Here is a 23,252-nt window from a genome sequence, read left to right as displayed (position 1 = left end):
GCGGACGAGAGGCACATCACTCGGGCGGAGCGACCACTTCCAATGCGCCGGGCCTGCAGCCGAACGTCAGGGCGGTACGCGTCCCCAGGTATTCGCCGTCCATCTGCATGTCTATCGGTGCAGTACTGCTGACCACCACGGACGGGACGTCGTCGGCTCTGAGCAGGTGGCGTGCGCTCGGCTGCGCCGTGCGCGAGAGCAGCTGGCGGGCGAGCGGCAGGTTGCGTAGCGGACTCATCGATCTCGACGCGAACACGCCCAGTTGCCCATCGAAGCTGGTGTCCGGATTGGTCTCGATGGGCCGCGCGCCCAGATAGGTCCAGGGCCGGGAGTTGGAGACGAACAGATAGTGGACGCCGTCTACAGGTTCGGCATCGGGAAGGGTGACGGTCAGGGTCGGCTGCTGGCCCGCGGCCCCGATGAAAGTACGTACTGCGGTCCACAGATATCTCGTGGCGGAGGCCCGGTGACCGGCCACGCGCTGTTCGTCGATCGACTTCACCACCTGGGCGTCGAGTCCCAGGCCCGCGTTGAACAGAAACCAGCGGTCATCGGTGTGGCCGAGACTGACCCGGCGCCGTGCCCCGCCGGCGAGCAGGTCCACGAGTTGCCCGGTGGCCTTGAGCGGATCGGGGTCGATACCCAACGCCCTGGCGAAAACGTTTGCGCTGCCTCCCGGCACCACCGCCACGGCAGGTGAGGGCAGGCCGCTCGACTGAGCTGATCCGGGTGGGTCGATGACGCCGTTGACCACCTCGTTCACGCTGCCGTCGCCGCCGTGGACCACAACGACGTCGTAACCCTCGAGCCGAGCCTTCGACGCCAGTTCGCCGGCATGTCCTCGGTGGGTGGTGTGTTCGACGGTGATCTCGACAAATGGGGTCCGGTGGTCCCCGGGCCGGCGCAGTGACGCAGTCAGGGTGCCCACCAGCGCATCCCGCCCCGCCTCGGTGGTCGAGGTGGCGAAGGGGTTGACGATCAGCATCGCGCGCACGAGAAGTGAGCCTAGCGGGATGTGTGGATCCACCGCCGACGCGATCCTCCACCGTCCGGCCGATCGCGGACCACTAGGCTGGTCCGGTGCCGGACTCAACTCCTCCGATCAACGTTCGCCGGGCAGGCGCCATCGTGGCGCTCGAGGGCGCCGCCTTCATCGTCTATGCGATTGTCGCCGTTGTCCGCGGCCTGATGGGCCACGAAGAGGAGGCGATCAGTGGGTACGGCACCGCAGCGTGGTTCGCAATCCTCGGCGGCGGCATCTTCGCAGGCGGGCTCGCGCTGCTGATGGGCCGGCGATGGGGGAGGGCGATCGCCGTCATCGCCCAGGTCCTGCTGCTGCCGTTCGCCTTTGCGCTGATCACCGACAGCGACCTGCCGGTTCTCGGTACGCCGATCCTGATCGCTCTGGTGGCGGCACTGGTATTCCTCTTCAGTCCGTCGTCGATGACGTGGTTCGCTGCCGCATACGCGATCGACGGTCCGGACGACGGCGCGGAAGATGCTGTGGCAGACAAAGAGTCGGCGACAAAACGCGCGCAGTCACGCAAGAAGAAGCGTCGCCGGTAGCGGCGCCGCGCTCGGTCCCTCCCCGAGATCGATACGGGGTGGCGGTTGGTCAGGACACGCCCGGGCCGGTCACGTGACGGTTCGCACATGGGCCGGGCGGCCGGCATCCACGTAATCGGCGCTGCGATAGCCGGTGATCCCGAGCGACTGGATCTGATGGGTCTCGCCGTCGAAGCCGAGAACCGCCAGCGATGCGGGCAGCATCGCGAAATGAGCGCCGAATCGGACCGGTGCGCCGATCCACCGTGCGAGCAGCGACCGCGAGAAGTGTCCGTGGCCGATGACCACCACCGATCGATCGCGCAGGTACTGCACGAGATCGGCGATCACACCGTCCATACGGTCACTCATCTGCTGCGGTGACTCACCATCGGGTCCGCCGCGATTCCACACCGTCCAACCGGGGTCGGTCTCGCGGATCTCCGGTGTGGTGAGTCCTTCGTATCGGCCGTAGTCCCACTCGGCGAACTCCTCGCCCGTACGGGTGATGGTCAATCCGGCCAGTTCGGCGGTGTGGCGGGCGCGCAGCCTCGGCGACGACAGCACCAGCGGATCGGTCAGGAGCAGCTCGTCGAGTGGCGCACGCAGGCTCTCGGCCTGCTGTTCACCGAGCTTTGTCAGAGCGATATCGCTCGACCCGGTGTGCTTTCCCACCTTCGACCACTCCGTCTCGCCGTGGCGGATGAGGATGAGGCGATGGATTGCCGAAACCGCAGTGTTCTCTGCGGACAAATTGCTCGGTGGGCGCATAGGGTCAAGGGAACACAGGCTGCGACGGCACCGCAAGCCATCTTCTGTTCCTGACCGGCGGACAGAACATGTAATTGTGGGCGCTGTCGGAGACAGAGCAGGGCGAAGCTCGATCAGCTCTTCCAAATGCGTGGCCGGAGGGAGTCAAGCAATGAGCAAGGTACTTGCCGTGGCGAATCAAAAGGGTGGCGTCGCCAAGACGACAACCGTGATCTCGCTGGGGGCGGCGTTGGCGGGGATGGATGTGTCGGTCTTGGTCGTGGACCTCGATCCTCAAGGCAGCCTTACGTTTTCGTTGGGTCACGACCCTGACAAGTTGCCCGTCTCGGTGCACGACGTGCTGCTCGGCGAAGCGGAGATCGCCGACGTACTGCTCGACACCGAAGACAAGATGACGTTGCTGCCGGCGACCATCGACCTCGCCGGCGCCGAGGCCCTGTTGCTGATGCGGCCGGGGCGCGAGTACGCGCTCAAACGGGTGCTGGCAAAGGTGGCCGACGACTACGACGTGATCATCATCGACTGCCCGCCGTCCCTCGGTGTGCTCACGTTGAACGGACTCACCGCGGCGGACGAGGTGATCGTGCCCCTGCAGTGCGAGACGCTTGCGCATCGGGGTGTCGGTCAGCTGCTGCGCACGGTCACCGAGATCCAGCAGATAACGAACCCTGATCTTGCGCTGCTCGGCGCGTTGCCGACCCTGTACGACGCCCGCACCACCCACAGTCGCGATGTGCTCGCCGACGTCTCCGATCGGTACGACCTCCCCGTGCTGGCTCCCGCGATCCCGCGCACGGTGCGCTTTGCCGAGGCGTCGGCGACCGGGGTCAGTGTGCTCGGGGGTCGCAAGAACAAGGGGTCGGAGGCCTACCGGGAACTCGCGGAGAACCTGTGGAAGCACTGGCTGGTGGGAGCCGACCTGGTGACGATCGACGCAGAGTGATCTCCACTCGGCCTAGGCCGCGGAGGGTTTCAGTACCGAGATCGTCGGTCCCCATTGCTGGACGACGTTGTCGCCGATCAGGCCGAGTGTGATGATGCCGCCGCCGTAGCCGCTGCGCGGCACCGGAATCGACCGAATCGGCCGGCCGTCGACGATGTTGTGTTCGCTGATGCCCGACGCACTGGGCAGCAGCAGAGAACCTGCCATCACCACGCCGGGCCCCAGTGTCGCAGGTACCTGGAATCGGGCTTGCAACGTGCTCGCGTCCAGGACCAGCGTGGCCTCGCCGGTCCAGAAGGTGATGAGCCCGCCGCTACTGACCGGCTTGCTCTCGACACCCACCGCGCGCCCCAGCAGGGTGGTGCGGCCCCGCAGGGTGCCGTCGAGTGCGTAGGTCTCGAGCATGGGGCTCGGGGACGAGACGTAGACGGCCACGCCGTTCGCACCGACTGCCACCACGCGGGGTGGTGAGCCGAGATCAGCGGTGATCAACGTCGACCCCTGCTCGTCCAGCTTCTCGTCTTTGTCCAGCGTCGCACCGAGAACCGTCAATCGGTACCCCGGTTCGATCCCGCACCGCTCGACGACTGCCACTCGGCCGGAACCGATTGCGCTGGAGAGCAACTCGCAGCCGGACCGCGGTTGTGCGCCTGGGTTCACGGGTGCGTCCACGCGGCCGTATTCGATGGTGCGCACCAGATCGCTGCGCCACGTCTCCAACCGGGTGTCGCCCTGTGCCAGGAAATAGTCCTTCTCGACGCTGAAGTCGAGAGTGCTGTCGGCGTCGCTACTACGGGACGCCGCGCGCTGTCCGGTGGCGGAGTAGAGAGCTGTCACCTCGCTGCAGCCGCGGGCATTGCGATAGACCGCGATGACGTAATCGCGTCCCGCGCCGGGCCAGCCGGCAACCCCGCACAGCGGCAGGTCGCGGCGATAGGACCAGAGTTCACGTCCCGTCGACGGGTCGTGTCCGATGACGGTCCCACCGTCGCCGGTGACCACCACCGGGCCGATCACAACGGGCACTGTGGTCGCATTGCTGGCAGCGCGCCAGGCCTCGGTGAGACCCGACGGCACCGACGATGCCGAGGTCGGAAGAGGTGCTGAGTTCTGAGCGGGGTCCGAGCTGGTCCCGCGCACGGCGCTGGTGGACCAGATGGCAACGCCTGCAACGACGATCACCACAACGATGACCGCGGCCACCGCGAGATCGACCCGTGTTCGCCGCTCAGGCTTTGGCACCGTCAGTTACTCCGAGGTGCTGCTCACGGTCTCGCCGTTACCTTCGGCGCCGCCCGAGGTCTGCCCGCCACGGCGACGTCGACGACGCCGCGGACGGTCGCCGCCCTCGGTGCCGGGTCCGGACGTCTCCGACGGTGCGGTCGAGGCGGCCGACCCGGTGCTCGCGGACTCGGTGGTGGTGGTCGCCTCGCCGGCCACGCCGGCGCCTTCGCCCGGTGTGCCGCCGCGGGTGCGACGACGCTGACGAGACGGGCGTTGGCCCCCCTCGCGCTGGCCGGACTCGCGGCCTGCGGTTTCTCGGCTTCCGGATTCGCGGCGACCCGACCCCGAGGAACGTCCACCCGAGCGGGGTTCACGTTCTTTGCGGTCTTCGCGTGCCGCGCCGCCCGATCCGATCCGGCCATTGGCCGACTCCGGGATGTTGAGGTCCGAACGCAGATGCGGTGAGCTGGAATAGGTTTCGGCAGGCTCGTCCTTGGCCAGGTCGAGCGCCTTGCTGATCATCTCCCAGCGGTGCAGCTCGTCCCAGTCGACCAGCGTCACGGCGATACCGGTCCGTCCGGCGCGCCCCGTGCGGCCGATGCGGTGCACGTAGGTCTTCTCGTCGTCGGGGCACTGGTAGTTGATGACGTGGGTGACGTCGTCGATGTCGATTCCTCGGGCGGCGACATCGGTGGCGACGAGTACGTTGATGCGCCCCTCGCGGAAGGCAGTCAGGGCCTTCTCGCGCGCGACCTGTCCGAGGTCTCCGTGAACGGCACCGACGGCGAACCCGCGCTCGGCGAGGTCATCGGCGACCTTCTGGGCTGTGCGCTTGGTCCGGGTGAAAACCATTGTGGCGCCGCGACCCTCGGCCTGAAGGATGCGGGCGACGAGCTCGGCCTTGTCGAGGGCGTGCGCGCGGTACACGTACTGCGTGGTGCGCTCGTGGATCGCCGAATCGTTGGCGTGCTCGGCGCGGATGTGCGTCGGCTTGGTCAAGAATGTGCGGGCCAGGGTCACGATCGGCCCGGGCATCGTGGCCGAGAAGAGCATGGTCTGACGGGCATCCGGCAGCGAGCTCATGATTCGTTCGATGTCGGGGAGGAATCCCAGGTCGAGCATCTCGTCGGCCTCGTCGAGAACCAGGACCTGCACCTTGCCCAGGATCAGGTGGCCCTGGCGGGCGAGGTCGAGCAGACGCCCGGGAGTACCCACCACGACGTCGATACCGATCTTCAGCTCGCTGATCTGATGCTCGAACGGCCGGCCGCCGAAGATCGAGAGCAGGCGGATGGGCCGGTTCTGCCCGTCCGCGGTGTCGACGTGCAGGCCCTTGGCCGCGACCTCGAGGTCGTCGGTCACCTGGATGCACAGCTCGCGCGTGGGCACGATGATCAGTGCGCGGGGAGTGCCGTCGAGCTTGCGGATGCCGGGCTCGCCGGCGTCCGCGGTGGCCTGCGACACCCGCTGCAACAGGGGGACGCCGAAGCCGAGGGTCTTGCCCATGCCGGTCCGTGCCTGGCCGATGAGATCGTCGCCCGCCATGGCCAGGGGAAGCGTGAGCTCCTGGATCGCGAAGGTGTTCGTGATGCCGTCGGCGGCGAGGGCGTCGACGATCTCCTGCCGGACGCCGAGCTCGGCGAAGGTGGGGGAGACGTGGTCCTCGGCGACGATGACGTGCTCTTCGGCCTCGACGACGTCGTCCAGGGAGACTGCAGTCTCGGTGTTCGTATCTGAGGTGTGATTGTCGGTGTTCAGTTGATTGCCTTCCGCAAAGTGCTTTCCCGCGCGCACTGCAAGAATCAACCAACAGGTCAGCTCTGGATCCTCGATCTGCCGAGGACTCGCATGACCGGTATCGGGCGAATCGGGCCGATTTTGTTCAATCGGGCTGCCGTCGGTGCGCGCACAATGTCCGTGTGAGCCAGCTAAGGCGCTTGGCTTACTCCTCGCAGTGTACGTGTCCTCGGCATATTGCCAACATCGAGTCGGCGACCCGCCGGATGTCCATCCGGCCTGCGCGCGTGCTCAGTCGTCGCGGACGGTGAGCTGCTGACTACACTGGAGACCATGTCGTCTGGTTCACAAACCGAACCGCCGGTGTCGGATGTCGCCACCTCGGTCCCCTTCGATCACCCTGGAATCACCGAACTCTTCGGGGTCCTGGCGTGCGGTGAACTGGCCGCGTTCTACCGCCTGACCTCCGAGGCCGTGATGGCCCCGGGAATCCGGGGACGCGTGGCGATGGCCAGCATGGCCGCCGCGGAGATGGCCCACTTCGAGATCCTGCAGGAGGAACTGCGTGCGCGCGGGGTGGACGTGTACGACGCGATCGAGAAGTACGAGGCCGTACTCGAGCGCTACCACGCGTCGACCGTGCCGAGCAGTTGGCAGGAGTCGCTGGTCAAGGCCTACGTCGGCGATGGTCTGGCCGCGGATTTCTATCTCGAGATCGCCGGCACCCTGCCGCCTGAGGCCGAGGCCGTGGTCCGCAAGGTGATGTCGGAGACGGGGCACTCGGACTTCGCCGCCACCGCCGTCCGTGACGCGGTCGCCGCAGACCCCGACCTGAAGTCGCCCCTCACCCTCTGGGGACGCAGGCTTCTCGGGGAGGCGATCACCCAGACGCAGTACGTGCTCGCCGGCCAGGAGGAATTGACCGAGCTGCTGTTCTCGGTCCAGTCCGATCTGAACCGGATCGTGACGTTCTTCGATTCCATCCAGGAGCGGCACGCTCGCCGGATGGCCGACATGGGCCTGGGCTGAGCCGCTGCCTCCGGGCTGGCGTCGTCGGCACTCGTGAGTGCGACTAGCCTTGGAACGAGAGTCGGGACCTGTTCACCGAGCTCGACCTGTGAGATCCAATCGTGAAGACCTGTGGAGGATTCTGTGGCCGTTGATGTGAAGATCGGGATCACCGACAGTGCACGCGAGATCGTGGTGCACACCGATCAGAGCAGTGATGACGCCCATGCCGCGGTGGAGTCCGCGCTGGCCGGCGGCGATCAGCTGCTGCGTCTGCGGGACGACAAGGGCGCACGTTTCCTGATCCCGGTCACCAAGATCGCCTACGTCGAGGTCGGCATCTCCGATGCACGCAAGGTCGGTTTCGGCGCCATCTGACGCTCGGCCGGGGGGCCGGGCTAGTTCTCGAGGATGCCGGAGGACTGCTGAAGCGGCACTCGGGACAGCCCGCCCCAGAGCATGGTCACCGTGATGTCCACGGCCTCTTCCTTGGTCACCGGACGCTTGGCGTCCAGCCAGTGCCGGGCGTTGACCTGGCTGGTCCCCACCAGTCCGGCCGCCAGCATCCTCGACCGGTGCGGATCGAGCCCCGAGTCGTGCATCACCAGTCCGTAGACGGCGTCGACGCACGCTTCGGTTGCGCCTTCGACACGCCTGATCGCGGCCGGATCGAGAGCGTCCGAGCGGAAGATGAGCCGGTATCCCTGGCTGTCCTCGTCGATGAAATCGAAGAACGCCTGCACTGCGGCACGTACCCGATGACGGTTGTCGGTGGAACTGAGCAGGGCCCCGGTGACACGGTTCACCATCGACTCGGCATGGGAATCGAGTACCGCGAGGTATAGGTCGAGCTTGCTCGGAAAGTGTTGATAGAGAACAGGTTTGCTGACCCCGGCGTGTACGGCGATCTCGTCCATCCCCGCCGAGTGGTAGCCGCGCTCGACGAAGATCTCGCTGGCGGCGTCCAGCAGTTGTAGTCGCCGCGCGCTGCGCGGCATCCGGACGCTTCGACGTCCGCCACCGGCGGTGGTCGAGTTCGTTCCGGTGCCTGCGGCAGCCGATTCAGTCATGGTCTGAGGGTATATCCGCCCGCGATGTGCGCCACCGGTGGTTGCCTACAGATGAATCGTGGATGCCTGTGAGAAGGTTTAACGGTGACTGGTGCTGGCGGCTCGGGACCGACGGAAACGCGGCGTACACCGCGCGACACCGCCGATCCCGAACGGACCCGTCGGACCGCCGGCTCCGACCGGACGCGGCGAAGTACCGACCCCGATCAGACCAGCAGGACAGTCGATCGGGCGCGCCGCGCCGCGAGGCGTGCGGCAGAGGCCGACGCCCACCTCGCGAACCAGGAAACCGACGTACACCGTCCCGTCTCCGGCCGGCCCGCCCCTGACCAGCCGTTACGTGCCCGCTGGGATCCCATCGACGAACCGGGCAGGCCGCGTGCGGACCGCGCGAAAGACCGTAAGAAGCAATCGGCGGTTGGTCGATTCGTCACCACCTACGGTTGGCGGGCGTACGCCATCCCGGTCCTCGTCGTGCTGACGATCGTGATGATCGTGCTCACCGTCCAATCCCACCAGGACGGCGGTTCCGACCGCGTTGTCGACTCCGATCCCGATGCCGTTCGCAACACCAACGTGCGGGATCAGACCACCGCCATCGGGGCACCCCCGAAGTCTGTGCCCCTGGAGCAACTGCCTGCCGGTGTCCTGCCCGCCGGCGGTCCTTTCACGGAGAAGGGCGCGGCCGGCTATCACGTGGTGCCCGGGACCACGACTCGCGTGGGCACCGGGGGCCAGGAGTACACCTACACCGTCGAGGTCGAGAACGGCCTGGCGTCGGGCGACTTCGGCGGCGACCCCACGTTCGCCAAGTTGATCGACACGACACTCGCCAACCCGAAGAGCTGGATCGGCGACGGCACCGTGTCATTCCGTCGGATCGACAACGGCGACCCCGATTTCCGGGTGACGCTCACGTCCCCCGACACCACGCGACAGCTGTGCGGATACGAGATCAAGCTCGAGACCTCGTGCTACTACCCGCCGGAATCCCGGGTCACGCTCAACGAGGCGCGATGGGTCCGCGGCGCGACGTCGTATCAGGGTGACGATCTCGGCTATCGGCAATATCTGATCAATCACGAGATCGGGCATGCGATCGGGTTCGAGGCGCATGAGCCCTGCAAGATGAACGGCTCTCTGGCGCCGATCATGATGCAGCAGACATTCGGCACCGCGAACAGCGAGATCATGGCGCTCGATCCGGACATGAAGGCCAACCGCGACTACGTCTGCAACCCCAACCCCTGGCCTTTCCCGGAACGCTGAGCTCGGCCACCGCACAGGCCGGGGCTGCCGGAATCTTCCCGGGCAAATGCTCGTTGCACCTACGTGGGGTGGCCGGACCGACGACCATCACCGTCACGCGCACTTCGTGAGGAGCCCGAGATGTCAACGTTGCCGCCACTGGTCGAACCCGCTGCCGAGCTGACCCGCGACGAGGTCGCCAGATACAGCAGGCACCTGATCATCCCCGACCTCGGTGTCGACGGGCAGAAACGTCTGAAGAACGCCAAGGTGCTGGTGATCGGCGCGGGCGGACTCGGTTCCCCGGCGTTGCTCTACCTCGCGGCCGCCGGGGTCGGAACGATCGGCATCGTCGAGTTCGACGAGGTGGACGAATCGAATCTCCAGCGGCAGGTGATCCACGGGCAGTCCGATGTCGGCCGGCCGAAAGCCGATTCCGCGCGCGACTCCATCCTTGAGATCAATCCGCTCGTCACGGTGAACACCCACAAGGTGCGACTGGACAACGACAACGCGATCGAACTGTTCAGCGCCTACGACCTGATCGTGGACGGTACCGACAACTTCGCGACGCGTTACCTGGTGAACGATGCGGCTGTCCTCGCCGGCAAACCTTATGTGTGGGGTTCGATCTATCGGTTCGAGGGCCAGGCCTCGGTGTTCTGGGAAGATGCGCCGGACGGCCTCGGTCTGAACTACCGCGATCTCTACCCCGAAGCCCCGCCGCCCGGGATGGTGCCGTCGTGCGCCGAGGGCGGCGTGCTCGGAATCCTGTGCGCATCGATCGGGTCGATCATGGGGACCGAGGCGATCAAGCTCATCACCGGTATCGGCGAGACGCTGCTCGGCCGGCTGATGGTGTACGACGCGCTGGACATGCGGTACCGCACCATCAAGCTCCGGAAGGATCCGGAGGCGCCGAAGATCACCGAACTGATCGACTACGACGCATTCTGCGGTGTCGTGTCGGATGAGGGTGTCTCGGCTGCGGCCGACTCGACCCTGACCGCCGTCGAACTCAAGCAACGGCTGGACTCCGGCGAGAAGATCGCCCTGATCGACGTGCGTGAGCCGGTGGAGTGGGACATCGTCCGGATCGACGGCGCCACCCTGATCCCCAAGGGCGACATCGAGTCGGGCGAGGGGTTGGCCCAGCTGCCGCAGGACCGGCCGGCGGTGCTCTATTGCAAGACCGGGATCCGGTCCGCAGAGGCGCTGGCCGCGGTCAAGAAGGCCGGTTTCTCCGACGCCACCCATCTGCAGGGCGGGATCACCGCGTGGGCCAAGCAGGTCGATCCGGCGTTGCCGGTCTACTGACGTAGCTACCACCTGCGGCAGGCACGGACGCTGGTGCGACGACACCTGCGCTGCCTGCTCTGAATCTCGCGGTCACGCCGGTAACGTTTGACGGGTGACCTCTGACTTGACCTCCGTCGAGCCTCCGGAGCATGTGCTGCAGACCTTCGGGCTGACGCAACATCCCGTGGTGGCTCTCGGTGAGGGCTGGGAAGGTGGTTGGCGGATCGGCGAGACGGTGTTGTCGCTGGTTCCCGACCACGCCCGGGCTGCCTGGTCGGCCAAGGTCAGAGAAACCCTGTACGTCGAAGGCGTCCGCATCGCGCGCCCTGTGCGATCGTCCGACGGCCGGTACGTGGTGTCGGGCTGGCGAGCGGACACCTACATCGCCGGAACTCCGGAACCGCGCTACGACGAAGTCGTCTCGCTGGCCGACCGGCTGCACGAGGCGACGGCCGAACTCGAACGCCCGAGATTCCTGATGCAGCCTCCCGCGCCGCCCTACAACGACGTCGACGTGTTCACCGCCGCCGACCGCGCGGCCTGGGACGATGTGCCGTTGCGTTCGGCAAAGGCCGCGGGCATGGGCGACCCCACGTCACCCGACGGGGTCACCAGTCTGGAGATCCTGCACACGCTTGCAAAGCTGCGCACCAAGGTGTCGTCGCCGTCCCAGCTGGTCCACGGTGACCTGTTCGGCACGGTTCTGTTCGCGGGCGCAGCGGCCCCCGGGATCACGGATATCACGCCGTATTGGCGACCCGCAGCGTGGGCGGCCGCCGTCGTGGTGGTCGATGCGCTCGCCTGGGGCGGCGCAGACGATGGTCTCGTGGACCGCTGGGAAGACCTGCCCGAGTGGCCGCAGATGATGTTGCGGGCCGTGATGTTCCGTCTTGCCGTGCACGCGTTACATCCGCGATCCACCGCTGGAGCCCTTCCCGGCCTGCAGCGCGTAGCCGACATGGTGCGCTTCCTCGTCTGACAGCACCCTCTGAGCTGGGAATACTCAGTTCGGCCCGGCAGCTGGCGGGTTTTTGTGTTCCCGCCTTCTCACGTTCGGTGACGTACCGGAGTGAGAACACTGTGATTGTTCGGTCATTGAATGCAAAATTGCGGCAACACCCGTTTCCTACGGTTCTCCTCAGGCACCCGCCAATTCGCGCCGGACCCCTGAGGAGGGCCTAGTGACCGTTACTGGCACCAAACGAAAGCACTACATCACCGACTGGGATCCAGAGGATGTAGAGGCTTGGGACAACGGCAACGCTGCCATCGCCAAGCGCAATCTGATCTGGTCCGTGATCTGCGAACACGTCGGATTCTCGATCTGGTCCATGTTCTCGGCTCTCGCGCTGCTCCTCGGACCGGAATACGGCATCAGCCTCGACCAGAAGTTCGTCATCGGCGCCACCGCGACATTCGTCGGTTCGTGTCTGCGGATTCCCTACACCCAGGCAACCGCCATCTTCGGCGGCCGCAACTGGGCGATCTTCTCCGCGGTTGTCCTGATGATCCCCACGGGCCTGACGTTGATGCTGGTGTTGAACCCCGGTGACTTCGGGTTCGGATGGTTCCTCTTCGTCGCCGCACTCACCGGCTTCGGTGGCGGCAACTTCGCCTCCTCGATGACCAACATCAACGCCTTCTACCCGCAGCGGCTCAAGGGCTGGGCCCTCGGCCTCAACGCCGGTGGCGGCAACATCGGTGTCCCCGCGATCCAGCTGGTCGGCCTGTTCGTGATCTGGGTGGCCTCGGACAAGCCCGAGATCCTCTGCGCCATCTACCTGGTGCTGCTCGCGGTTGCCGGTGTGGGTGCAGCGCTCTACATGGACAACCTCGACCACCAGACCTCGAGCGGCAAGGCGATGCTCGAGACGCTGAAGTACAAGGACACCTGGATCATCTCGCTGCTCTACGTCGGCACATTCGGTTCGTTCATCGGATTCGGATTCGCCTTCAGCCAGGTGCTCAACATCTCGTTCACCGCCAACGGCGCCACCAAGCCGGCCCTCGCCGCAGCCCAGATCGCCTGGATCGGACCACTTCTCGGGTCGATCAGCCGGCCTTACGGTGGCAAGCTCGCCGACAAGATCGGTGGCGGCAAGATCACGATGTACTGCTTCATCTCGATGGTGGCCGCGTCATCCATCCTCGTGGCTGCCAGTGCCCTGTCCGATGCCAACGACAAGAAGATCACCGGTGGCACCCTCACAGCCTTTGTCATCGGCTTCGTGTTGCTCTTCGTCATCTCGGGTATCGCCAACGGTTCGGTGTACAAGATCATCCCCGCGATCTGGGAACACAAGGCAAAGGTCAACCCTGCGCTCAATCCGCTCGGCAAGGCCAACTGGTCGCGGTCGATGTCCGGAGCCCTGATCGGTATCGCCGGAGCGTTCGGTGGACTCGGCGGTGTGGCCATCAACCTGGTGCTGCGAGACAGTTACAAGTCGAATCAGTCTGCCACGCAGGCATTCTGGATCTTCCTGGCCTTCTATGTGGTTGCCGCCGGCATCACCTACTGGTTCTACGTCCGCCGGTCGATCGAATCGACCGACAAGACCCGCGCGCTCGAGGACTCGTCCACCACCACACCGGTCACCGCCTGATCATGACTGCTGAAGCCGTGTCCATCGATCTGCCCCTCGGCGAGCCGGGCAACCGCTCCGCCGGCGAGTTCGCCGCGGGGTCGGTCGGGACCGCCACACACTGCCCGTATTGCGGTCTGCAGTGTGCGATGAACATCAGCGGCAACGGAGCCGCCGATGCCGTGGTCACGCCTCGGCAGTTCCCCACCAATCGGGGCGGTCTGTGCCAGAAGGGTTGGACCGCTGCCGATGTGCTGCGCAACCCCAACCGCCTGACCGCTCCGTTGGTGCGGCGCAACGGAGTCCTGACGCCCACCACGTGGGAGGACGCGCTCGACGTCGTCGCGTCCGGATTTGCCCGGGCCCGCAGCGAGTACGGCGCCGACGCGGTCGGGATTTTCGGTGGCGGTGGACTGACCAACGAAAAGGCTTACCAGCTGGGCAAGTTCGCCCGGGTGGCACTGGGTACGTCGAACATCGACTACAACGGCCGCTTCTGCATGAGTTCGGCCGCGGCGGCGGGCATCAAGTCGTTCGGACTGGACCGGGGTTTGCCTTTCCCGCTCGCCGACCTCGGTTCGGCAGAGTGCATCGTCATCCTCGGCGGCAACATCGCCGAGACCATGCCGCCGATGGTCGGTCATCTGATGACGGCCGCACGAGCAGGCGGGCTGGTGGTCGCAGACCCACGCCGGACCGCCACGGTGGAACGGGCGGTCGCCGACGGCGGTGTACATCTGCAACTGTCGCCGGGCACGGATCTGCCTCTGGCACTGGGGCTCGCGCACATTGCCGTCACCGAGGGCTATGCCGATCTCGACTACGTCGCCGACCGGACCAACGGCTTCGACGACTTCTGGCGCGCGGCTGCGCAATGGTGGCCCGAACGTACCGAGCGTGTCACCGGGGTTCCGGTGAGTGCGTTGCGTCGCACGGTTGCGATGCTCGCAGGCGCCCGCGCGGCGGGCAAAGGTGCGTACGTGCTGACAGCACGAGGCGCCGAACAACATTCGAGCGGTACAGACACGGTCAGTGCCGTCATCGGTCTGTCCCTGGTCCTGGGCCTGTGCGGTCGTGAGGGCAGCGGATACGGCTGCATCACGGGTCAGGGGAACGGCCAAGGCGGCCGCGAACACGGCCAGAAGGCCGATCAACTGCCGGGTTACCGCAAGATCACCGATCCCGCCGCCCGTGCGCATGTGGCCGAGGTGTGGGGCATCGACCCGGACGATCTGCCCGGCCCGGGCAAGAGTGCCTACGAATTGCTCGAATCACTCGGACAGCCCGGCGGACCCAAGATGCTCATGGTGCACGGCGCGAACCTGGCCGTCTCGGCGCCGCGGGCGGGGCACGTGGTCGAGCGACTCGAATCGCTGGAGATGCTGGTGGTCAACGACTTCCTGCTGTCGGAGACAGCGCAATTGGCCGACGTGGTGCTGCCGGTTCTGCAGTGGGCAGAAGAAGAGGGCACCATGACCTCCCTGGAGGGCCGGGTCCTTCGGCGTCGCCAGGCGGTCCCCGTTCCCGACGGCCCCCGCAGCGAGCTCGAGGTCCTGTCCGAACTCGCGGTCCGCCTCGGTCAGCCGGCACACCGCTTCAAGACCGACCCTCGCGAGGTGTTCGACGAACTGCGTGCGGCATCGGCGGGTGGCGCTGCCGACTACACCGGGATCACCTACGAACGACTCGACGATGACGAGGCGCTCCACTGGCCGTGTCCGGAGATCGGCCATCCCGGCACCCCCAGGATCTTCCTCGACCGGTTCGCCACCGACGACGGCCGCGCGAAGTTCATCGCGGTCGACTACCGCGGACCGACGGAACCTGCGAACGCGCAATACCCGCTGGTGTGCACCACGGGCCGGGTGCTGACGCACTACCAGTCCGGTGCGCAGACCCGCTACGTCAAAGACCTCGCCGACGCGGCCGGTCCGATGTTCGTCGAGGTGAACACCGACACCGCAGAACGACTCGGGGTCGCTGACGGTCAGCAGGTGCGTGTGACCTCGCGGCGGGGGACGATGACCGCCGCGGCACGCTGCGTCGAGTCACTGCGACCGGACACGGTGTTCCTGCCCTTTCACTACGCGGGTGACCAGCGGGCCAACCTGCTCACCAATCCCGAGTTGGACCCCACCAGCCGCATGCCCGAGTTCAAGGCGTGTGCGGTGCGGTTGGAGCCGTTGGAGTTGCCGGCTCGGTCAGTCGGGGAGACGCAGCGCAGCGGAGCTCGACCAGTCGCCGGGGAGACGCAGCGCAGCGGAGCTCGACCAGTCGCCGGGGAGACGCAGCGCAGCGGAGCTCGACCGATCGTTGGAGAGGTGCCATGACCAGGCGTGTGGTGATCATCGGAAACGGAATGGCCGGCGCCCGATTGCAGGAAGAACTGCACCGGCGGGATCCCGCGGGCGAGCGCGTCACCAGCGTGGTCATCGGCGACGAGCCCGGATCGGCGTACAACCGCATCCTGATGTCGAACGTGGTGGCCGGCCGGATCACACCCGCCGACACCAGGCTTCGCGCCGACAACTGGTATTCCGAACGGAACCTGCAGACGCACACCGGCGTTCGGGTCGAGCGTGTGGACCGCGACACCAAGACCGTGCACTGCGACGACGGCACGGTGCACGGCTACGACAGTCTGGTCTTCGCCACCGGCAGCCGTGCTTTCATCCCGCCGATCGACGGTGCGCTCGCGGAATCGGGTCGCCCGATCGAGGGTGTGATCGCGTTCCGCAACCTGGCCGACTGCGAATCGATCGTGTCGTCGCTCCGCGAGGGAACACGAGTGGTTGTTGTCGGTGGCGGACTTCTCGGACTCGAGGCCGCGCGCGGCGCGCTGCTGCGCGGGGCCCAGGTGACGGTTGTCCATCCACGGAGCTTCCCGATGGAGAAGCAGATGGACGCCGCCGGCGGCGCAGTGCTGACCCGCGTGCTGCGTGAGATCGGGATGGACGTGGTGCTCGGCAGCCGGGTCACCGCGGTTCGGGACGAGCCGGGAACAGGCCGGGAAGTGGTGCTCACCGACGGCTCCACCCTGGGCGCCGATCTCGTGATCGTCACCGCCGGCATCGCTCCCAACGTCGAGCTCGCCACCGCTGCGGACCTCGCGGTCGAGCGCGGCATCAAGGTCGATGATCATCTGCGCACAAACGATCCGTCGATCTACGCGATCGGCGAATGCGCCCAGCACCGCGACATCGTCTACGGCTTGGTGCAACCGGGCTGGGAGATGGCCGAGACGGTGGCACAGAACCTGCTCGGTGACCAGCAGACCGCCTATGAGGGGACGCAGCAGATCCTGCGTCTGAAGGCACACGACGTGGATCTCGCGTCGATGGGGGAGGTCGATACCGACCCGGGCGACCTCGAGGCCGAGGTGCTGACCCTGTCCGACCCTCATCGCGGGCGTTACGCGAAAGTGGTTGTGCGTAAGGACCGTCTGGTCGGTGCGGTACTGCTCGGCAATCCCGAGGTGGTGGGCACCATCACGCAGTTGTTCGACTCCGGTGCGCCGGTGCCCAGCGATCGAATGCGCCTGCTGCTCGGCCACCTCATCGGTGGCGCAACCGAATCGGCGAGTCCGGCCCAGATGCCGGGCGACGCGATCATCTGCCGGTGCAACTCGGTGTCCAAGAAGAACCTGACCGATGCGTGGCGCAAAGGTGCGCGCAGCCCCATGGCGATGGCTGATGCCACACGGGCCACAACAGGTTGCGGCAGTTGTGAATCCGTTGTCGAGGGACTTTGTGAATGGCTGGCAACAGCCGATGCCTGAGAGACCAACAGAAGTACTAGGAGGGGTACCAGTGCCCAGCAAAACAGTTGTGGTGGTAGGCCATGGGATGGTCGGCCATCGGTTCGTTCAGGAACTCCGCGAACGTGACGTCACCGACCAGTGGCGTGTGGTGGTCGTCTGTGACGAACCCAGCCCCGCCTACGACCGCGTAGGACTTTCGTCTTATGTGAACAGTTGGGATCCCGACGAGTTGGCGCTCGAGGGCAACACCTACCCGGGCGACCCGCTGGTGACCTTGCTGGTGGGCCGGTCGGTCACCTCGATCAACCGGGTTGCGCGTACGGCCGTCCTCGACGACGACTCGAGCATCGTGTTCGACGCGCTGGTGATCGCGACCGGTTCGTATCCGTTTGTGCCGCCGGTACAGGGAGCCGATTCGCCGAACTGTTTCGTCTACCGCACACTCGACGACCTCGACAAGATCCGTGCCACCGCAGAGGCGGCACCGGCAGGGGCCAACGCGGTGGTTGTCGGGGGCGGCCTGCTCGGGCTCGAGGCGGCCAACGCACTCAAGCTGCTCGGACTCAAACCACATGTGGTGGAGTTCGCGCCGCGGCTCATGCCGCTGCAGGTGGACGAGGGTGGCGGCGCGCTGCTCGCGGGCCTCGTCACCGAACTCGGGGTGAGTGTGCACACCGGTGTCGGGACCACGGCCATCGAACCGGCCGGCGACAACACTCTCCACGTCACCCTCTCCGACGGCAGCAGCATCGACAACGCTGCCCTGCTGGTGTTCTCGGCCGGCATCCGGCCCCGCGACCAGCTCGCACGCGATGCGGGGCTCGACGTCGGTGAGCGCGGCGGCGTCCTGGTGGACGACGGATGCCGCACGGCCGATCCCGACATCTACGCCATCGGCGAGGTCGCCGCGGTCAACGGTGTCTGCTACGGGTTGGTCGCCCCGGGGTACAGCACCGCCGAGGTCGTGGCCGACCGGCTCTTGGGTGGCAAATCCGAGTTCCCGGGCGCGGACCTGTCCACCAAGCTCAAGGCGCTCGGCGTGGATGTTGCGAGTTTCGGCGACGCGATGGGTGCCTCCGAAGGTGCGCTCGAGGTGGTCTTCAACGATCCCGTTGCCGGTACCTACGCCAAAGTTGTTGTCTCCGATGATGCCAAGACCCTTCTCGGTGGGGTGCTCGTCGGCGATGCCGGTCAGTACGCGCTACTCAAACCGATGGTCGGTGGCCCGTTGCCCGGCGATCCCGCAGCGCTGATCGCGCCGGCTGCCGGCGAAGGTGTGGGTCTGTCGGCCCTCCCGGATTCCGCCGAGATCTGCTCGTGCAACGGGGTCAGCAAAGGCGACATCTGCAGTGCGATCGCCCATGGCGCCCAGGACGTCACCGCGGTGAAGACGTGCACCAAGGCGGGCACCACGTGCGGTGGCTGTATCCCGTCGATCAACCGCTTGCTGGCCGATTCCGGTGTCGCGGTGTCGAAGTCATTGTGCGATCACTTCCACCAGTCGCGCAGTGAACTCTTCGAGATCGTCCGGGCGACCGGTATCCGGACCTTCACCGACCTCGTGGCACGGTACGGCAAGGGCGGGGGATGCGAGATCTGCAAGCCGACCGTGGCCTCGATCCTCGCCTCCACCTCGAGCGACCACATCCTGTCGGGAGAGCAGGCCGCCCTGCAGGACACCAACGACCACTTCTTGGCCAACATGCAGAAGAACGGCACGTATTCGGTGGTGCCACGGATGCCCGGCGGCGAGGTCACCGCGGAGCAGCTGATCGTGATCGGCGAGGTGGCCAAGGAGTTCGGGCTCTACATCAAGGTGACCGGCGGCCAGCGGATCGACATGTTCGGGGCCAGGGTGGAGCAGTTGCCGCTCATCTGGCGCAAGCTCGTCGACGCGGGCATGGAGTCCGGGCAGGCCTACGGCAAGAGCCTGCGCACGGTGAAGAGTTGTGTCGGTACGAGCTGGTGCCGCTACGGCGTCCAGGATTCGGTGGGCATGGCCGTCGACCTCGAAAAGCGTTACCGCGGTCTGCGTTCGCCCCACAAGATCAAGTTCGGGGTGTCCGGTTGTGCCCGAGAGTGTGCCGAGGCCCGCGGTAAAGACGTGGGTGTCATCGCCACCGAACACGGCTGGAACCTGTATGTGGGCGGCAACGGTGGTCAAAGCCCCGCGCACGCACAGCTTTTGGCTTCTGGCATCGATGACAGGACGCTTGTCGCCTACATCGACCGTTTCCTGATGTTCTACATCCGCACCGCGGACCGGCTGCAGCGCACGGCGCCGTGGATCGATTCGCTCGAGGGTGGTCTCGATCACCTCAAGGCCGTCGTGTGTGATGACAGCCTGGGAATCGCAGCCGAACTCGAAACGGCGATGGAGTCGCATGTCGCCGGGTACAAGGATGAATGGTCCGGAGTCCTCGAAGACGAGGAGAAGCTCTCCCGGTTCGTCTCGTTCGTCAACGCACCTGCCCAGCCGGACCCCACCATCGAGTTCTCGGAAGGTAGCGGACGCAAGGTACCGGTACTCTTGGGAACACCGCAGCCCGGCGTACGCCCGCCGGCGAACGGAGGAAGCTGACCATGAGTCTCGTTGATGACACTCGGGTTGATGAAGTCGCAGCCACATGGACTGCGGCGTGCCCGTTCGACCAGCTCGTACCAGGGAGGGGAGTGGCCGTGCTCCTGCCCGGGGACGAACAGGTGGCCTTGTTCCGCCTCACCGACGACACCCTTCATGCCGTGGGGAACATCGACCCCTTCGGACGTGCAGCGGTGATGTCTCGCGGCCTGGTCGGGGACCGCGCCGGTGAGCCCACCGTGGCCTCGCCGTTGCTCAAGCAGGTTTTCTCGCTGGTCGACGGACGTTGCCTCAGCGACGAATCCGTTGTCCTGCCGGTGTACGACGTACGGATCAAGGCCGGTCTCGTCCAGGTCAGGCCCCATCGAGTGCAAACGCCGATCGCGTGAGACATGGAGGTCTAGTGAAAGCGGGTGATCGAATCGCCGACTGCGAATCCGGTCCATTGACCGGATTCACGATCGGCATCACGGCGGCCAGGCGTGCCAACGAGTTCGCCGCGTTGCTGGAACGACGCGGCGCGCAGGTGGAGCACGCCCCGGCGATCGAGATCATCCCGCTGGCCGACGACGCAGAGTTGCGGTCGGTCACCGATCAGATCATCGCCAACGCGCCGGAAATCGTCGTCGCCACAACCGGTATCGGGTTCCGCGGGTGGATGGAGGCGGCCGAGGACTGGGGTGTTGCGGAGCGATTGGTCGCCGCGCTCGAACCCACCCGGCTGCTGGCGCGCGGGCCGAAAGCAAAGGGCGCGATCCGCGCTGCCGGTTTGCGGGAGGAATGGTCGCCACCCAACGAATCGTCGAGTGAAGTTCTCGAGCACCTGCTCGACGAGGGTGTCGAGGGCACCCGGGTGGGCGTGCAGCTGCACGGCGCCACCACCGAGTGGGAGCCACTGCCCGACTTCTGCGAGGTGTTGCGCGAGGCGGGTGCAGAGGTGCTGCCGATCCCGGTCTACCGGTGGCTGCCGCCGCAGGACACCACTGCGATGGACCAGATGATCTCGGCCATCGTGGGTGGTGAGATGGACGCGGTGTCGTTCACCAGTGCTCCGGCCGTCGCATCGATGCTCGGTCGGGCCCAGGACACGGGGCGGCTCGATGCGCTTCTGGACGCTCTGCGAACCGACGTCCACGTCATGTGTGTGGGGTCGGTCACCGCCGGCCCGCTCGCGGCGTTGCGGGTGCCCACCTCGCGGCCGAATCGCTTTCGCCTCGGTGCTCTTGCCCGGCACATCGCCGAAGAGTTGCCCCGCCGGGTGCCGACTCTGCGCGTCGCCGGTCACGACATGTCGATCCGCAGTCGTTCGGTGATGGTCGACGGCGAGCTCCGGCCGCTGTCGCCGGCAGGTCTGACCCTGCTCAAAGCACTCGCGCGCCGCCCCGGCAGGGTGGTGTCACGGCATGCACTGCTCACCGAACTCCCCGGAGGCGGCGGCGACACCCACGCGGTGGAGACCGCCATGGCACGCCTGCGAGCGGGCCTCGGTGACCCCCGGATGATCCAGACCGTTGTCAAACGTGGCTACCGCCTCTCTGTCGACGTCGAGTACGAGGAAGGGGAAAACGCATGAGAATCAAAGGAATCGACGCGCAACCCATCCTGGTCGCACATGGGACCCGCTCTGAACACGGCGTATCGATGATCGCGGACCTCGCGGACAAGGTCTCGGCCCAGATCGGCAGTACGCGCGTTGCGTTCGTCGACGTACTCGGCCCTTCGCCCTCAGAGGTGTTGCGCGGGATCGACGGGCCCGCGGTGGTCGTCCCGGCGTTCCTGGCCTCCGGCTATCACGTCCGCAAAGATCTTCCCGAACACATCGAGGCCAGCGGCCATCAAGGCGTCTCCGTCTCGCGGTCGCTGGGTCCCGATCCCGAGCTGGCGCGGGTCTTGGCGTTGCGTCTGTCCGAAACTGGCTGGCGCCGAGGCGATTCCGTTGTACTCGCCGCAGCGGGATCTTCCGATCTGTTCGCGCTCGGACAGGTCCGGCGTGCCGCCAACCTGCTAAGCACGATGATCGGTGAGCCGGTTCCGGTCGGGTATGTGGCCACTGCCCAACCGCGCATCGCGGACGTCGTCGCCGACACCAGGGCTCGCACCGGGCGCCGCGTCTTCATCGCCTCATATCTGTTGGCGCATGGGCTGTTCCACGATCGGCTCCACGACGCCGGCGCTGATGGTGTGGCTCAGCCCCTGGGTACCGACCCCCGTGTCGTCGACCTGGTCGTGCGCCGGATGAGGTCGGTGCGCCCCGTGGTCGCCGCCGGTCTCTGAGCACCTTCCCACCACAGAATTCGCGCCACCTCCCGACATCCGCGCCGGCCACAACCGGCGCGAACCTCGGCAGGTGGCGCGAATTCTGTGGGTGGTGGGGCGGGTCAGGCCAGGTCGGCTCGGGCGATCTTCATGTCGACTCGGCCGTCGAACACCGGAACACCCTCGGCGCGTAGGTTTTCGAGCTGGCGGTCACGCAGGTGCGGAGCCGGTGTGCCGGCGGCGCTGATCACCCGGTGCCACGGTAGATCAGCCGAGTCGGTTCGCATGATCCATCCGACGATGCGGGGGCTCGACAGGCCCGCAGCCGCTGCCACGTCACCGTAGGTGGTCACCTTGCCGGCAGGTACCGACGCCACGATCGCGCGTACGCGTTCGACCTGATCGTCGGTGATCTTCGCCATCAGCTCTCGGATCGTGGACGCGCCAGGGCCTCCGCGACCAGGCGCGCGGTCAGTTCGGGGCGGGCGAAGGGAACCATGTGGTCGCAGTCCTCCTCGTACAGCGAGAAGAGCTCGCCCTGTTGTGCCGCAAGCGCTTCGAGTAGATCGGCGGTGACGTACGGCGGTTGCACGCGCAAGGCCTGAACCAGATCGACCGGCATGTGCGGTGGGGGTAGCACAAAGGGGCGGGCCAATTCGCTCCATGTGGTGACCACGGTCCCCGGGTGGACGCGCCAGTTCATCCGCTCACCTGCGGTGGTCAGGTGGTCGGCGACCTCTCGATCCAGCAGGTCCGGAGGTAGTTCGGCCCACGACTCGCCCAGCTTCTCCGCACGTGCGGCCGCCTCGTCCGGGTAGTCGTGATGGGTGATGTAGCTGGTCGCGATGTCCATGAGCCGGGCGGGTTCGAGGCCGATGGCCGGATCGAGCAGCACCAGCGACCGGATGTGATCGGGGACCAGTCGTGACAGATGCAGGGCAAGTGCTCCGCCGAAGGAATGACCCACCAGGACCACAGGGGACGACGCGTGGGCCTCGACCGCGTCAGCCAGGGCAGCCACGTGTGCGTCGATGGACCACGGCGGTTCCCAGGTCGAGAATCCGTGTCCGAGCAGGTCCGGGGCGATGATCCTGGCGTCGGGCAGCGCTGCGGCGAGGTCCGCCCACCGCTTGCCGTGGCCGGTGACGCCATGCAATGCGAGGACGGGGTCGCCGTCTGCGGGGCCGTACAGTTCCACGTTCAAACCAGCCATGGGACCAATCGTGCC

At 66.4% G+C, this 23,252-nt stretch carries 21 protein-coding genes; 14 read left to right on the top strand and 7 right to left on the bottom strand.

Annotation, left to right across the window (positions count from 1 at the left end; translation table 11 throughout):
* Positions 1 to 16: 16 nt before the first annotated feature.
* Positions 17 to 985, bottom strand: a complete 969-nt coding sequence (locus WIMU1_RS16130) for a diacylglycerol/lipid kinase family protein (RefSeq protein WP_174548752.1) — start codon at positions 983 to 985, stop codon at positions 17 to 19.
* Positions 986 to 1,080: 95 nt separating this feature from the next.
* Between WIMU1_RS16130 and WIMU1_RS16125 the strand changes: the two genes are divergently transcribed.
* A complete protein-coding gene (locus WIMU1_RS16125; protein WP_062798792.1) occupies positions 1,081 to 1,566 on the top strand; it encodes a hypothetical protein in 486 nt (161 codons plus the stop codon).
* Positions 1,567 to 1,635: 69 nt separating this feature from the next.
* Here the strand turns inward: WIMU1_RS16125 and WIMU1_RS16120 are convergent, their stop codons facing one another.
* Positions 1,636 to 2,316: an acid phosphatase gene (locus WIMU1_RS16120; protein WP_062798790.1), complete on the bottom strand. Its 681-nt coding sequence runs from the start codon at positions 2,314 to 2,316 to the stop codon at positions 1,636 to 1,638.
* Between the two features lie 151 nt (positions 2,317 to 2,467).
* On the opposite strand from WIMU1_RS16120, the gene WIMU1_RS16115 reads away from it, so the two are divergent.
* Complete coding sequence (locus tag WIMU1_RS16115; RefSeq protein WP_062798788.1) at positions 2,468 to 3,259, top strand: ParA family protein; 792 nt, start codon at positions 2,468 to 2,470, stop codon at positions 3,257 to 3,259.
* A gap of 12 nt (positions 3,260 to 3,271) precedes the next feature.
* On the opposite strand, the gene WIMU1_RS16110 is transcribed toward WIMU1_RS16115, so the two are convergent.
* Together WIMU1_RS16110 and WIMU1_RS16105 are read right to left on the bottom strand one after the other, a co-directional pair.
* Entirely contained in the window at positions 3,272 to 4,501 is a 1,230-nt protein-coding gene (locus WIMU1_RS16110) for an Rv3212 family protein (RefSeq protein ID WP_307715070.1), read from the bottom strand.
* Positions 4,502 to 4,507: 6 nt separating this feature from the next.
* A complete protein-coding gene (locus WIMU1_RS16105) occupies positions 4,508 to 6,190 on the bottom strand; it encodes a DEAD/DEAH box helicase (RefSeq protein WP_062799188.1) in 1,683 nt (560 codons plus the stop codon).
* A 363-nt stretch (positions 6,191 to 6,553) separates the two neighbouring features.
* On the opposite strand from WIMU1_RS16105, the gene WIMU1_RS16100 reads away from it, so the two are divergent.
* On the top strand, positions 6,554 to 7,249 hold the full coding sequence (locus WIMU1_RS16100) for a ferritin-like fold-containing protein (RefSeq protein WP_062798784.1): 696 nt from the start codon (positions 6,554 to 6,556) through the stop codon (positions 7,247 to 7,249).
* Between the two features lie 123 nt (positions 7,250 to 7,372).
* Positions 7,373 to 7,606 carry a DUF3107 domain-containing protein gene (locus tag WIMU1_RS16095; protein ID WP_062799186.1) on the top strand — a complete coding sequence of 78 codons (234 nt, stop codon included), beginning with the start codon at positions 7,373 to 7,375 and terminating at the stop codon, positions 7,604 to 7,606.
* 20 nt (positions 7,607 to 7,626) lie between these two features.
* Here the strand turns inward: WIMU1_RS16095 and fasR are convergent, their stop codons facing one another.
* Positions 7,627 to 8,298, bottom strand: coding sequence for an HTH-type transcriptional activator FasR (gene fasR, locus WIMU1_RS16090; protein ID WP_030164506.1), 672 nt, complete (start codon positions 8,296 to 8,298; stop codon positions 7,627 to 7,629).
* Positions 8,299 to 8,382: 84 nt separating this feature from the next.
* On the opposite strand from fasR, the gene WIMU1_RS16085 reads away from it, so the two are divergent.
* The 10 genes from WIMU1_RS16085 (at position 8,383) to WIMU1_RS16040 (ending at position 22,042) form a co-directional block, all read left to right on the top strand.
* Positions 8,383 to 9,567, top strand: a complete 1,185-nt coding sequence (locus WIMU1_RS16085; protein WP_062798783.1) for a DUF3152 domain-containing protein — start codon at positions 8,383 to 8,385, stop codon at positions 9,565 to 9,567.
* A 120-nt stretch (positions 9,568 to 9,687) separates the two neighbouring features.
* On the top strand, positions 9,688 to 10,863 hold the full coding sequence (gene moeZ, locus WIMU1_RS16080) for an adenylyltransferase/sulfurtransferase MoeZ (protein ID WP_062798781.1): 1,176 nt from the start codon (positions 9,688 to 9,690) through the stop codon (positions 10,861 to 10,863).
* A gap of 106 nt (positions 10,864 to 10,969) precedes the next feature.
* On the top strand, positions 10,970 to 11,824 hold the full coding sequence (locus WIMU1_RS16075) for a TIGR02569 family protein (protein ID WP_030164497.1): 855 nt from the start codon (positions 10,970 to 10,972) through the stop codon (positions 11,822 to 11,824).
* A 202-nt stretch (positions 11,825 to 12,026) separates the two neighbouring features.
* On the top strand, positions 12,027 to 13,448 hold the full coding sequence (locus tag WIMU1_RS16070; RefSeq protein WP_062798779.1) for a nitrate/nitrite transporter: 1,422 nt from the start codon (positions 12,027 to 12,029) through the stop codon (positions 13,446 to 13,448).
* 2 nt (positions 13,449 to 13,450) lie between these two features.
* A complete protein-coding gene (locus WIMU1_RS16065; protein WP_084248319.1) occupies positions 13,451 to 15,757 on the top strand; it encodes a molybdopterin oxidoreductase family protein in 2,307 nt (768 codons plus the stop codon).
* Positions 15,754 to 17,205, top strand: coding sequence for an FAD-dependent oxidoreductase (locus tag WIMU1_RS16060; protein ID WP_062798778.1), 1,452 nt, complete (start codon positions 15,754 to 15,756; stop codon positions 17,203 to 17,205). The genes WIMU1_RS16065 and WIMU1_RS16060 overlap by 4 nt, the downstream gene beginning before the upstream one ends.
* On the top strand, positions 17,198 to 19,768 hold the full coding sequence (gene nirB / locus WIMU1_RS16055; RefSeq protein ID WP_084248318.1) for a nitrite reductase large subunit NirB: 2,571 nt from the start codon (positions 17,198 to 17,200) through the stop codon (positions 19,766 to 19,768). The genes WIMU1_RS16060 and nirB overlap by 8 nt, the downstream gene beginning before the upstream one ends.
* Positions 19,769 to 19,770: 2 nt before the next feature.
* Positions 19,771 to 20,157, top strand: a complete 387-nt coding sequence (nirD, locus tag WIMU1_RS16050) for a nitrite reductase small subunit NirD (RefSeq protein WP_023958872.1) — start codon at positions 19,771 to 19,773, stop codon at positions 20,155 to 20,157.
* Between the two features lie 14 nt (positions 20,158 to 20,171).
* Complete coding sequence (locus WIMU1_RS16045; RefSeq protein ID WP_023958874.1) at positions 20,172 to 21,341, top strand: uroporphyrinogen-III synthase; 1,170 nt, start codon at positions 20,172 to 20,174, stop codon at positions 21,339 to 21,341.
* A complete protein-coding gene (locus WIMU1_RS16040) occupies positions 21,338 to 22,042 on the top strand; it encodes a sirohydrochlorin chelatase (RefSeq protein ID WP_062798775.1) in 705 nt (234 codons plus the stop codon). The genes WIMU1_RS16045 and WIMU1_RS16040 overlap by 4 nt, the downstream gene beginning before the upstream one ends.
* A gap of 104 nt (positions 22,043 to 22,146) precedes the next feature.
* Here the strand turns inward: WIMU1_RS16040 and WIMU1_RS16035 are convergent, their stop codons facing one another.
* The gene (locus WIMU1_RS16035; protein WP_023958878.1) at positions 22,147 to 22,446 is read right to left on the bottom strand and encodes an MGMT family protein; all 300 of its coding nucleotides are present in this window, start codon (positions 22,444 to 22,446) and stop codon (positions 22,147 to 22,149) included.
* Positions 22,446 to 23,237, bottom strand: a complete 792-nt coding sequence (locus WIMU1_RS16030; RefSeq protein WP_062798773.1) for an alpha/beta fold hydrolase — start codon at positions 23,235 to 23,237, stop codon at positions 22,446 to 22,448. The genes WIMU1_RS16035 and WIMU1_RS16030 overlap by 1 nt, the downstream gene beginning before the upstream one ends.
* Positions 23,238 to 23,252 lie beyond the last annotated feature (15 nt).

Source organism: Williamsia muralis NBRC 105860 (genome assembly GCF_001598915.1).
GTDB classification, from domain to species: domain Bacteria; phylum Actinomycetota; class Actinomycetes; order Mycobacteriales; family Mycobacteriaceae; genus Williamsia; species Williamsia muralis.
Note: the sequence above shows the minus strand (reverse complement) of the source record. Positions and strands in the feature narration are given on the sequence as shown.

Coding starts and splice junctions, on each gene's coding strand:
- WIMU1_RS16030 (WP_062798773.1), bottom strand. CDS start 23,237: ATGGCTGGTTTGAACGTGGAACTGTACGGCCCCGCAGACGGCGACCCC.
- WIMU1_RS16120 (WP_062798790.1), bottom strand. CDS start 2,316: ATGCGCCCACCGAGCAATTTGTCCGCAGAGAACACTGCGGTTTCGGCA.
- nirB (WP_084248318.1), top strand. CDS start 17,198: ATGCCTGAGAGACCAACAGAAGTACTAGGAGGGGTACCAGTGCCCAGC.
- WIMU1_RS16130 (WP_174548752.1), bottom strand. CDS start 985: ATGCTGATCGTCAACCCCTTCGCCACCTCGACCACCGAGGCGGGGCGG.
- fasR (WP_030164506.1), bottom strand. CDS start 8,298: ATGACTGAATCGGCTGCCGCAGGCACCGGAACGAACTCGACCACCGCC.
- nirD (WP_023958872.1), top strand. CDS start 19,771: ATGAGTCTCGTTGATGACACTCGGGTTGATGAAGTCGCAGCCACATGG.
- WIMU1_RS16040 (WP_062798775.1), top strand. CDS start 21,338: ATGAGAATCAAAGGAATCGACGCGCAACCCATCCTGGTCGCACATGGG.
- WIMU1_RS16065 (WP_084248319.1), top strand. CDS start 13,451: ATGACTGCTGAAGCCGTGTCCATCGATCTGCCCCTCGGCGAGCCGGGC.
- WIMU1_RS16035 (WP_023958878.1), bottom strand. CDS start 22,446: ATGGCGAAGATCACCGACGATCAGGTCGAACGCGTACGCGCGATCGTG.
- WIMU1_RS16115 (WP_062798788.1), top strand. CDS start 2,468: ATGAGCAAGGTACTTGCCGTGGCGAATCAAAAGGGTGGCGTCGCCAAG.
- moeZ (WP_062798781.1), top strand. CDS start 9,688: ATGTCAACGTTGCCGCCACTGGTCGAACCCGCTGCCGAGCTGACCCGC.
- WIMU1_RS16060 (WP_062798778.1), top strand. CDS start 15,754: ATGACCAGGCGTGTGGTGATCATCGGAAACGGAATGGCCGGCGCCCGA.
- WIMU1_RS16100 (WP_062798784.1), top strand. CDS start 6,554: ATGTCGTCTGGTTCACAAACCGAACCGCCGGTGTCGGATGTCGCCACC.